12 protein-coding genes are annotated in these 10,017 nt (G+C 68.4%); 4 read left to right on the top strand and 8 right to left on the bottom strand.

Going from position 1 to position 10,017, the window contains the following annotated elements; genetic code table 11:
- On the bottom strand, positions 1–662 hold a 662-nt coding region (gene pdxH, locus NBV68_RS13975), incomplete at its 3' end, for a pyridoxamine 5'-phosphate oxidase (RefSeq protein ID WP_296310750.1).
- A gap of 142 nt (positions 663–804) precedes the next feature.
- Between pdxH and NBV68_RS13970 the strand changes: the two genes are divergently transcribed.
- The 4 genes from NBV68_RS13970 to NBV68_RS13955 are packed head-to-tail and all read left to right on the top strand — an operon-like array spanning position 805 to position 4,525.
- Complete coding sequence (locus tag NBV68_RS13970; protein WP_296310749.1) at positions 805–1,785, top strand: DnaJ C-terminal domain-containing protein; 981 nt, start codon at positions 805–807, stop codon at positions 1,783–1,785.
- Between the two features lie 18 nt (positions 1,786–1,803).
- Positions 1,804–2,691: a YihY/virulence factor BrkB family protein gene (locus tag NBV68_RS13965; protein ID WP_296310748.1), complete on the top strand. Its 888-nt coding sequence runs from the start codon at positions 1,804–1,806 to the stop codon at positions 2,689–2,691.
- On the top strand, positions 2,692–3,498 hold the full coding sequence (gene fabI / locus NBV68_RS13960; RefSeq protein ID WP_296310747.1) for an enoyl-ACP reductase FabI: 807 nt from the start codon (positions 2,692–2,694) through the stop codon (positions 3,496–3,498).
- A gap of 13 nt (positions 3,499–3,511) precedes the next feature.
- Complete coding sequence (locus NBV68_RS13955) at positions 3,512–4,525, top strand: NAD-dependent epimerase/dehydratase family protein (protein WP_296310746.1); 1,014 nt, start codon at positions 3,512–3,514, stop codon at positions 4,523–4,525.
- 3 nt (positions 4,526–4,528) lie between these two features.
- Here the strand turns inward: NBV68_RS13955 and NBV68_RS13950 are convergent, their stop codons facing one another.
- From NBV68_RS13950 to rsfS, 7 genes are all read right to left on the bottom strand, one after another.
- Positions 4,529–5,077, bottom strand: a complete 549-nt coding sequence (locus tag NBV68_RS13950; RefSeq protein ID WP_296310745.1) for a hypothetical protein — start codon at positions 5,075–5,077, stop codon at positions 4,529–4,531.
- Positions 5,078–5,441: 364 nt separating this feature from the next.
- On the bottom strand, positions 5,442–5,963 hold the full coding sequence (locus NBV68_RS13945; protein WP_296310744.1) for a demethoxyubiquinone hydroxylase family protein: 522 nt from the start codon (positions 5,961–5,963) through the stop codon (positions 5,442–5,444).
- Positions 5,964–5,985: 22 nt separating this feature from the next.
- Positions 5,986–6,438, bottom strand: coding sequence for a disulfide bond formation protein B (locus tag NBV68_RS13940; protein ID WP_296310742.1), 453 nt, complete (start codon positions 6,436–6,438; stop codon positions 5,986–5,988).
- Positions 6,439–6,449: 11 nt separating this feature from the next.
- The gene (locus NBV68_RS13935; protein ID WP_296310740.1) at positions 6,450–7,814 is read right to left on the bottom strand and encodes a S41 family peptidase; all 1,365 of its coding nucleotides are present in this window, start codon (positions 7,812–7,814) and stop codon (positions 6,450–6,452) included.
- A 131-nt stretch (positions 7,815–7,945) separates the two neighbouring features.
- Complete coding sequence (locus NBV68_RS13930) at positions 7,946–9,175, bottom strand: peptidoglycan DD-metalloendopeptidase family protein (RefSeq protein ID WP_296310739.1); 1,230 nt, start codon at positions 9,173–9,175, stop codon at positions 7,946–7,948.
- 7 nt (positions 9,176–9,182) lie between these two features.
- Positions 9,183–9,605, bottom strand: coding sequence for a 23S rRNA (pseudouridine(1915)-N(3))-methyltransferase RlmH (locus tag NBV68_RS13925; RefSeq protein ID WP_296310738.1), 423 nt, complete (start codon positions 9,603–9,605; stop codon positions 9,183–9,185).
- Between the two features lie 140 nt (positions 9,606–9,745).
- Positions 9,746–10,017 (bottom strand): ribosome silencing factor (gene rsfS, locus NBV68_RS13920; protein ID WP_296310736.1); only part of this gene is annotated, 272 nt, incomplete at its 5' end.

Genomic DNA, 10,017 nt, shown 5'->3' with positions numbered 1-10,017 from the left:
TAAAGCAGCGTGTCGGACCACGGCGCGTCGGGGCCGGAGCGGGTGAATTCGCGGCGATCATGCAGCCGGTTGTCGCGATCGATCCAGAATTCGATTCTTGTCGGGCTCAAAGTAAATCCCGTCCAGTGCGGCGGGCGCGGCACCTTGCCCGCCGCCTCGTGCTCGGCCCAGACCTGCTGCACGCGGTCGATATAGGCCTGCCGCTCGGGCAGCGGACGCGACTGGTCAGAGGCGGCGCTGCCGACCTGGCTCTTGTAGGGGCGCGAGTGGAAATAGGCGTCGGCGCGTGTCGGCGAGACCTCGGTGAGCGGGCCCTCGATGCGGATCTGGCGGCGCAGGCTCTTCCAGTGGAACAGCAGCGCGGCCTGCATGTTGGCGCGGATCTGCCCGCCTTTCCGGCTCTCGGCATTGGTGAAGAAGGTGAAGCCGCCGCCCCCCATGCCTTCGGGATTCTCGCCCGCCCCGTGCCCCTTCAGCAGCACCATCCGCACCGAGGGCGCGCCTTCGGGGGTAGCGGTGGCGAGCGCCATCGCGTTGGGATCGTTGATCTCGCCCACCTGGGCTGCGGCAAACCATTCCTCGAACAGCACGAAGGGGTCCGCGCCCGCGGGCAGCACGCTATCGGCCAGCTGGGCATCGTCGAGAGGGGTGGCATCGGACATCGGGAGGTTCCTCGGGCAGGTCTGGGATCAGTCACATAGTTACGCGCGCGCGCCAGAGAAAGGCGCATATGTCGGGCGCTGCATTTCCTCGATTGAGGCTCCCCGCTTGCGCATGACGACTGTCTCACCTAGCTAACTCACCATGCGCGACCTTTATGCCACGCTCGGGATACCCCGCACGGCCTCCGAGGCCGACATCAAGAGCGCCTATCGCAAGCTGGCGAAGGAGCTCCACCCCGATCGCAACACGGAAAATCCCAAGGCCGCGGAGAAATTCTCCGAGGCGACCCGGGCCTATGACCTGCTCTCGGACAAGGCCAAGCGCGCGCAGTATGACCGCGGCGAGATCGATGCGGAGGGCAACCCCGCCAATCCCTTCGCCGGGATGGGCGGAAGGCCGGGCTATGGCCGGGGCGGCACCTATGGAGCGGGACCCGGCGGGGCGCCCGGCGCGGGGGGGTTCGAGGGCTTCGGCGCCGATGATGCCGATCTCGGCGACCTGTTCGAGGGGCTGTTCGGCGGGCGCAAGTCGCAAGGCGCCAAGCGCGGCTTCGGCCGCCAGCCCCCGCCGCCCCCGCCCAAGCGCGGCGCGGACATTCAATACCGGCTCGCGGTGCCCTTCGTCGACGCTGCCGCCGGACGCGACCAGCGCATCACGCTCGCCGACGGCAAGGCGATCAGCCTGAAGCTGCCCGCGGGCGTCGAGGACGGCACGATGATGCGCCTCAAGGACAAGGGCCACCCCGGCTCGGGCGGCCATGGCGACGGGATCGTGATGGTTGAGGTCGGCACCCACCCCTTCTTCCGGCGCGAGGGCGACAATATCCGCATGGACCTGCCCGTCACCCTCGACGAGGCGGTGCGCGGCGCCAAGGTCAAGTGCCCGACGGTGGATGGCGCGGTGATGCTGACGATCAAGCCGGGCACCTCCAGCGGGACGGTGCTGCGGCTCGCCGGCAAGGGCTGGACGCGCAAGAACGGCAAGCTCGTCGAGGGCAAGCACGAGCGCGGCGACCAGCTGGTGACGATCGAAATCCAGCTCCCCGCCGATCTCGCGGCGCTCGAGGCGCGGCTCGAGGACTGGATCGACCCGGCCCGCCCGCGGGAGAAGTTCGGCCTTTAGGGCCGGACGCATCTGCCCATGTCCGATGCCCCCAACTCCTCCCCGCCGGCCCGCATCTGGGCGGTGGCGAAGACGGTCGTCGCCGACACCTTCAACGACGGTTTCATCCATGCCGGCAACCTCGCCTATCTCGGGATGCTGGCGATCTTCCCGTTCTTTATCCTGGGCGCGGCGCTGTTCGATCTGATCGGCGGACGCGATAATGCCGAGGCGTTGATCCGTTCGGTCGCGCTGGCGCTGCCCGATTCGGTCGCCGCGACAATCGTGCCGGTGGCCGAGGATGTGGTCTATGCGCGCTCGGGCTGGCTGCTGTGGGCGGGTGGCGCGGTGGGACTGTGGACGGTGTCGAGCCTGATCGAGACGATCCGCGACATCCTGCGCCGCGCCTACAAGGCCAAGAGCCTGCGCGCCTTCTGGAAGACACGGCTGTTCTCCGCCGGACTGATTCTGGGCGCGGTGGTGCTGCTGATGCTCTCACTGTTCGCGCAGGTGCTGATTGGCGGCGCGCAGGAGGTGATCCACGCGGCCTTTCCGCAGCTGGGCCAGTGGATCGGCGCGCTGCAGCTGTCGCGGATCGTGCCGGCGCTGGGCCTGTGGGGATCGCTGTTCGTGCTGTTCATCACCCTCACCCCGCCCGCCTTCCGCGGCCGCCGCTTTCCCAAATGGCCGGGCGCGCTGTTCACCGCGGTGTGGTGGCTGGTGGTCGCCGCCGCGCTGCCCGTGGTGCTGCGCAGCGTCTTCACCTATGACCTCACCTACGGCAGCCTTGCGGGCGCGATGGTGACGCTGCTGTTTTTCTGGCTTGTCGGCCTCGGCCTCGTTATCGGCGCGGAACTGAACGCAGCGCTGGCGCTTGAAGGTCGGGATCCTGACGCTGACCAAGCCCCAGGCGAGGAGACGGCTTGAATGACTGGACTGATGAACGGCAAGCGCGGGCTGATCATGGGGCTCGCCAATGACAAGTCGCTGGCCTGGGGGATCGCGAAGAAGCTCGCCGAACAGGGGGCCGAGCTGGCCTTCTCCTACCAGGGCGAGGCGCTCGCCAAGCGGGTGATCCCGCTCGCGGCGGAACTCGGCAGCGATTTCACCTTCGAATGCGACGTGGCGAAGATGGAATCGCTGGACGCCGCCTTTGCCACCCTCAAGGAGCGCTGGGACACGATCGACTTCGTGGTCCACGCGATCGGCTATTCCGACAAGAACGAACTGCGCGGGCTCTATGTCGACACCAGCCTCGAGAATTTCCTCAACACCATGAATATCTCGGCCTATTCGCTGGTCGCGATCAGCCAGCGCGCGAGCGCGATGATGCCCGAAAGCGGCGGCGCGATCCTGACGCTGAGCTATTACGGCGCGGAAAAGGTCGTGCCGCATTACAACGTGATGGGGGTCGCCAAGGCGGCGCTGGAAACCAGCGTGAAATATCTCGCCAACGACCTCGGCCCGCGCAACATCCGCGTCAACGCGATCAGCGCCGGGCCGATCAAGACCCTCGCGGCGAGCGGGATCGGCGATTTCCGCTACATCCTCAAGTGGAACGAATACAACGCGCCGCTGCGCCGCAACGTCACCATCGAGGACGTTGGCGGGGCGGGGCTCTATCTGTTGTCGGACCTGTCCTCGGGCGTGACGGGGGAGACGCACCATGTCGATGCGGGCTACCACATCGTCGGCATGAAGCAGGAAGACGCGCCCGACATCGCGCTGTCTTGACGGCGAGGCCCTGATGCGCACCGTTCTTGTCACCGGCTCGGCCGGGTTCATCGGCTTTCACCTGTCGCAGCTGCTGCTGGAGGAAGGCTTCCGGGTCGTCGGCTATGACGGCATGACCGACTATTACGATGTCCGGATCAAGCAGCGGCGGCACCAGATGCTGCTCCAGCACCCGCATTTCAGCTGCACCGAGGGGATGCTGGAGGATTTCGACACGCTCCACGCGCTGGCGCTGGCGGAAAAGCCCGACGTGATCGTCCACCTCGCCGCGCAGGCGGGGGTGCGCTATAGCCTCGAAAACCCGCGCGCCTATATCGACGCGAACCTCATCGGCACCTTCAACGTGATGGAATGCGCGCGCGAGCTCGGGGTGGATCACCTGCTGATGGCCTCGACCTCGTCGGTCTATGGCGCGAACACGCAGATGCCATTCGATGAAGGGCAGAAGGTCGACACCCCGCTGACGCTCTACGCCGCGACCAAGAAGGCGAACGAGGCGATGGCGCATTCCTATGCGCACCTCTGGAACCTGCCGACCACGATGTTCCGGTTCTTCACGGTCTATGGCCCGTGGGGGCGGCCCGATATGGCGCTGTTCAAGTTCACCAAAGGCGTCCTCGAAGGCACCCCGATCGACATCTACAATGATGGCGAGATGTACCGCGATTTCACCTATGTCGCCGATCTGGTGCGCGGCATCCGCCTGCTGATCGACGCCGCGCCGGTGCGGCCCGAGACGCCCGAGGATATCGCGCAAGGCGACAGCCTCTCGCCCGTCGCCCCGTTCCGGGTGGTCAACATCGGCAATGGTGACAAGGTGCGGCTGATGGACTTCATCGAGGCGATCGAGGCCGAATGCGGGCGCGCGGCGGTGAAGAACTTCATGCCGATGCAGACTGGCGACGTGCCCGCGACCTGGGCCGATGCCTCGCTGCTCAAGACGCTGACGGGCTATGCCCCGCAGACCCCGTTCCGCGAGGGCGTGGCGCGGTTCGTGGCGTGGTACCGGGAGTATTACCGGGTCTGAAGCTTACTTGGGCGGCGGCGGGAGCTGGCCTTCGCCGGGGAGCTCGCCCTGACGCTCGCGCTCGAGGCGCTCCATATATTCGCGCTCGATCATCTCGACGCGTTTCTGTTCGGCGGCGGCATCGGCATCGATGGTGGAGAGGCGCTCGGCCCGTGCCTCTTCGATCAGCAGGCCGAAGCGCACGGCGTCAGCTTCCGACTTGTCCTTGTAGGCGGCCTCGATGAACTTCTGGTTGCACCCGGTGAACCCGCCGGCCCCCGCGGGCGAGCAGCTCATCGCGCCGAAATCACCGACATACTTGATTTCCTCGACCTGCCGCGCGCGGGCGACATTGGCCGGGTCGTCGCTGTAGCGAAGGTTGGAGGGGATGCGGTAGCGGTCCTCCTCGACGAGGATTTCGCACACCACCACCTCGCCGGGCTGGGCAACGGGGCATTCGGAGGCGTCGTAGGCGATCACCATGTTGATCTTCTCGTCCGCGCTCTGGGCGGCAGCGGGGCTCGCGGCGGCGGCGAGGAAGGCGAGAGCGAGCGGGGCGGCCGGGAGCTTCATGGTGCTAGTGTCCTCATTGACGCGCGGAGGTGAGGAGGCAGCCATGCCCCCGAGCGTGCCCGCTTGTCTAGAGCCCGAGGGCTGAACCGAGGGTGAAGGGGGCACAAGGCGGCAAGCGCCGACAAAATCGGCAAGCGCTGGAGCGGTCTGCGGAGCCCCTCCCCCAGCCCCTCCCACGAGGGGAGGGGAGTAATAGGGCGGCGCTCGCGGGTCTTGACGCGCCAAGCTCAAGCCGTTCCGAAAAGCGCTGGTCCGGTCGGGCGGCGACCGCAAGGCCGAATGGCCGCCTGCAGGTGCCAGGAACGGAGCGAAGCGAAGTGGAGGAACAGCACCGAGGACGAGCGCGCGGAGGCGCGTTCGCAAACTAGAGTCTCTCGCTTACCTTGATCGCGATCCGGCAGCCTAGCCGGATCGCGCCCGCCAGCAGCGGATAGGCGGGCGCGCGCTCGGCACCGTTGGCCAGCGCCGCGTCACGGTGCTCGCGCTCTTCCTCGCGGAAGGCCTCGATCATTTCGGCGAGTTCCGGATCGGCGCCGGTCGCCTGCAGCGCGTCGAGCTGCTCGGAATAGTGCTTGTCGATCTCGGTCTCGACCGCGGCGGTGCAGGCCATCGCCGCTTCCGGCCCGAGCAGCGCCGTGCCCGCGCCGAGCGCATAGCCCGCCGCCGACCAGAAGGGGTGGAGCGCGGTCGGGCGCACGCCGCGCCGCGCCAGCAGCGCGTCGAACTTCTTGCGGTGCTCGGCCTCTTGCGCGGCCATGTGGCGGATCTCGGCCGAATGCGGCCCGCGGTCGCCCATCACGGCGAGCTGGCCTTCATAGATGCGGGTCGCGCCGAATTCCCCGGCCTGGTCGACGCGGATCATGCGGTGGAGGTCTTTGCGGTCCATGGTCGGCTCCTTCGGAAATACCCTACCTGCGATACGCAGCCAGCGCCACCACGGCTGCACCGCCCAGCCCCGAGATCAGGAAATTGAAGCCCGCAAGGCTCAACCCCCACAGCGTCCATTGCGGCACATCGCAGGGCACGACCTGCCCGCCGAAATCGAAGGCCGAGCCCTTCGGCGCGCGCGCGGTGCAATCGGTGATGCCCTCCCACCAGCCATACTCGACCCCTGCGTGAAACAGCCCGATGGCGCCCGAGACGATGATCGCAAGGCCGGCGAGGATGACCAGCGGGCGCGCAGCGGGCTTGACCACGAAACCCGCGAGGCCGAGCGCCACCGCAACAAAGTGAGGATAGCGCTGCCACCAGCACATCTCGCAAGGGTAGAGGCCGAAGCCATATTGCGAGACATAGGCCCCGCCGAGCAGCGCAGCCGGAACCAGCACGGCCAGCGCGCGGGCTTTCGCCAGATTGTCCATCGCTCAGACCCTTACGGCTTAGCCGCGCGCTGGGTGCCAGGACGCAGCGCCACGGTGCTCTTGGTCGTGCGGCGCAGGGTATCGGCGGCGTAATTGAGCTGGAAGTCCTTGATCCCCTGCGCTTCAAGCTGCGCGGCGGTGAGCTGGAAGCGCGGATCGGCGATCTTGTCGCCCTCCATCTCCTCGTCCTTCATGCCGAGCTCGTTGATCAGGTGGCCGCGCAGATCGCTCTCGCGGGTCTGGTACTTCTGGCGCAGCGCGAAATCGGGGTCGGAGATCTGCGGCACCGCGATGTCGGGCTTGATCCCGCCCTCCTGCACCGAGCGGCCCGCCGGTGTGTAATAGCGCGCGGTGGTCAGCTTCAATGCGGCGTCCTTGCCGAGCGGCAGCAGCGACTGCACCGAGCCCTTGCCAAAGCTGCGCTCGCCCATCACCAGCGCGCGGCGGTGATCCTGCAACGCGCCCGCGACGATCTCGGAGGCCGAGGCAGAGCCAGCGTTGATCAGCACGATCATCGGCACGCCTTCGGCCATGTCGCCGCGATAGACGGTCTCGGCATCATAGAGCATCGTCTCGCCCCGCGCGCGGCCGCGCTGGCTGACAATCCGCCCGTCGGTGAGGAACAGGTCGGAGAGCGCAACCGATTCGTCGAGGCTCCCGCCCGGGTTGTTGCGCAGGTCGAGCACCAGCCCGCTGACGCGCCCGCCGGGGGCCTTCTTCTTGAGCGATTGCCACTCGGCGAAGACATCCGCGCCGACATTGGCGGAGAATTCGTTGACGGTGATCAGCGCGATATTGCCCGAAAGGAGCTCGGATGTCACCGGCTCCAGTTCGATCACGCCGCGGGTCACGTCGACCTCGAGCGGCTCCTCGCGGCCCTGGCGGAAGATGGTGAGGCGGATCGAGGTGCCCTTGGGCCCGCGCATCTGCGCGACCGCGTCATCGAGCTTGGTATCGACGATCAGCTTGCCATTGAGGTGGGTGATGAAGTCGCCGGCCTTGATCCCGGCGGCTTCGGCCGGGCTGCCGCGGAACGGCGAGACGACCTTGACCGCCCCGTCCTGCATCACCACCGACAGGCCGAGGCCCGAATATTGCCCGTCGATCATCGTCTCCAGCCGCTGGAGATCGCCGCCGTCGAGATAGGCCGAGTGCGGATCGAGCGCGGCGAGCATCCCGTCGATCGCGCCGCGGATCAGTGTTTCGTCATCGACCGGCTCGACATAGCTGGCCTTGATGCGCTGGATGACCGCGAAGAACTTGGCGAATTCGGGCGAGGCGCGGCCATCGACCTGCGCCATGGTGGCGGTGGTGGCAGGGATCAGCGCGACCGAGGTGACCAGCGCGGCGGTACGCAGGAAGGCGGCGATTTTCATGGGCGGGGCAGGCTCCTTTGTCACACGAATGTATAGGTTTGCCGAGATGAACGCCAGATAACACGTGGCCTGCGTGCGGTATGTGCCAGCGGGGGGCGAAGTGCGGCGGCTTTCTTTGCGCCGCCGTACGATTATCGCAGATATTGCAAGGGGTTGACCGGCTTGCCGTCACGCCGCAGCTCGATCGTCACCGGGCTCGCCCCACCCGCCGCGCGGCCCAGCGGCGATCCTCCGATCACGGAGTCGCCGACCGCGACGTCGACCCGCTCGAGGCCGGTGACGAGACTGGTCCAGCCCCCGGCGTGCTCGATGATGACGATTCGCCCGAAGCCGCGATAGGCTCCGGCGAAGGCCACCCGCCCGCGCGCCGGGGCGACGACCTGGGCCTGCGGAGCAGGCGCGAGAGTCAGGCCGGTCGAAGCCAGCCCGCTCGCGCGCCTGGCGCCGAAGCCCACCAGCGTGCGGCCTTGGACGGGGAGCTGGAAATCGGACGGCGGCGGCGCGCTTGCGCTCGGCGCGGGCGCGGGTTCGGGCGAGAGCGCGGCGGAAAGATCGGCGGGACGCAGGATGGGGCCGGGAAGCGCGGCAAGCTCGTTCCTGTGCGCCGCCACCTCGCCGAGCTTGCCGACCAGCCCGTCAAGATCGCGCGCCTCCTCGGCCAGCGCCAGCGCCCGCTCGGCCTCGCGCAGCGCGGCGCCGCGCGCGGTGCGCGAGGCGACGCGCTGCTGCTGTTCGAGCGCGGCGAGCTGCGCACGGCGCTGGAGCAGGTCGCTTTCCCCGCTGCGCAATTGGTCGAGCGCCGCGCGCGCCTGCGCCTCGAGCGCGCGGCCCCGGTCGAGATCGGCCCGCAAGGCAGCGGTGCGCGCGCGAATCTGCGGGACGGCGCTCGCCATCACCGCGCGGACGTGGACCACATCCTCGAGCGATCCGGGTTGCAGCGCGGCGAGCGCCAGCGGGCGGCGCGCGGCGGTCTGGAGCGCGGCGGTGAGGCGCGCGGTGGGGGCCTGCTTGGCGGCGAGCCTGGCGGTGAGCCTGGCGCGCTGGTCCCTGGCGATGGTGAGGCGGGCACGCGCCGCCTCGATCCCGGCCTCGGCCTGCTGGATGCGCGCGGCGAGCGCGGCGGCCTCGCTGGCGGTCTTCTGCGCGGCTTCGGTCGCGGCCTCAGCCTCGGCGGTGAGCTTTTGGGCGCGGCCCTCGGCGAGCTTGCCTTCGCGGGTGGCGCGGGCGAGGGCGGCCTCGGCCTCGGCGGGGTCGACGATGGCGGCAGGCGGCGCGGCGCTGCTGTCGGGCTGCCCCGCCGCCAGCGCCGCGCCGATGCCGAGGGCGGCGGCGAGGGTCAGGAGGGCGGGGCGGCAGCGCATGACGCTCTCATGCCCGATGATAGGGATGGCCTGCAAGGATGGTGGTGGCGCGGTAGAGCTGCTCCATCAGCATCGCGCGGGCGAGCATGTGCGGCCAGGTGGCCGGCCCGAATGCGAGGAGCAGGTCGGCCGAGGCACGCTCGGCGTCCGAATGGCCGTCCGCCGCGCCGAGAAAGAAGCGGGTCTCGCGCACCCCCTCGTCGCGCCACTTGCCGAGCAGCTGAGCGAAGTCTTCCGAGGACATCGCCTTGCCGCGCTCGTCAAGCAGCACGCTGCGGTGCGGGGTGAGCGGCTCGGCGGCCTTGCCCGCGCCGGTGTCGGGCCATTCGGTGAGGCGGACCGGCCAGGTCAGGCGCCTGGCGTAACGCTCCACCAGCTCGCCCTCGGGCGAACGGCCGATTTTCCCGCGCGCGATGATGTGGAGAAGCAAAACGCCACCCTATGATGTAAGTGCTGGATCGGCCCTCAGGGCCGCGAGCGCACCCGCGCGAGCCGCAGGTGCTCTGCCGCGCAGCGGCAGAAAAAGCACCGAGGACGTGCCCGCGGAGGCGGGCACGCAATCAGGGATTCCTAGTTACGTCCCATCATCGACGCTTCCGATCCCTCGAAGCTCCACATGCGTTCAAGGTTGTAGAAGCTGCGCACCTCGGGGCGGAACAGGTGGATCACCACGTCGCCCGCGTCGATCAGCACCCAGTCGGCGGCCGGCAGGCCTTCGACGCGGGCGTGGCCGTAGCCGGCCTGCTTGATCGTCTCGGCGAGCTTCTGTGCCATCGACGCGACCTGCCGGGTCGAGCGCCCGCTCGCGATCACCATGTGATCGGCGATCGAGCTCTTGCCCT

It is taken from the genome of Erythrobacter sp. (assembly GCF_023653175.1).
Lineage (GTDB): Bacteria > Pseudomonadota > Alphaproteobacteria > Sphingomonadales > Sphingomonadaceae > Erythrobacter.
Note: the sequence above shows the minus strand (reverse complement) of the source record. Positions and strands in the feature narration are given on the sequence as shown.

Coding starts and splice junctions, on each gene's coding strand:
- NBV68_RS13970 (WP_296310749.1), top strand. CDS start 805: ATGCGCGACCTTTATGCCACGCTCGGGATACCCCGCACGGCCTCCGAG.
- NBV68_RS13965 (WP_296310748.1), top strand. CDS start 1,804: ATGTCCGATGCCCCCAACTCCTCCCCGCCGGCCCGCATCTGGGCGGTG.
- fabI (WP_296310747.1), top strand. CDS start 2,692: ATGACTGGACTGATGAACGGCAAGCGCGGGCTGATCATGGGGCTCGCC.
- NBV68_RS13955 (WP_296310746.1), top strand. CDS start 3,512: ATGCGCACCGTTCTTGTCACCGGCTCGGCCGGGTTCATCGGCTTTCAC.
- NBV68_RS13950 (WP_296310745.1), bottom strand. CDS start 5,077: ATGAAGCTCCCGGCCGCCCCGCTCGCTCTCGCCTTCCTCGCCGCCGCC.
- NBV68_RS13945 (WP_296310744.1), bottom strand. CDS start 5,963: ATGGACCGCAAAGACCTCCACCGCATGATCCGCGTCGACCAGGCCGGG.
- NBV68_RS13940 (WP_296310742.1), bottom strand. CDS start 6,438: ATGGACAATCTGGCGAAAGCCCGCGCGCTGGCCGTGCTGGTTCCGGCT.
- NBV68_RS13935 (WP_296310740.1), bottom strand. CDS start 7,814: ATGAAAATCGCCGCCTTCCTGCGTACCGCCGCGCTGGTCACCTCGGTC.
- NBV68_RS13930 (WP_296310739.1), bottom strand. CDS start 9,175: ATGCGCTGCCGCCCCGCCCTCCTGACCCTCGCCGCCGCCCTCGGCATC.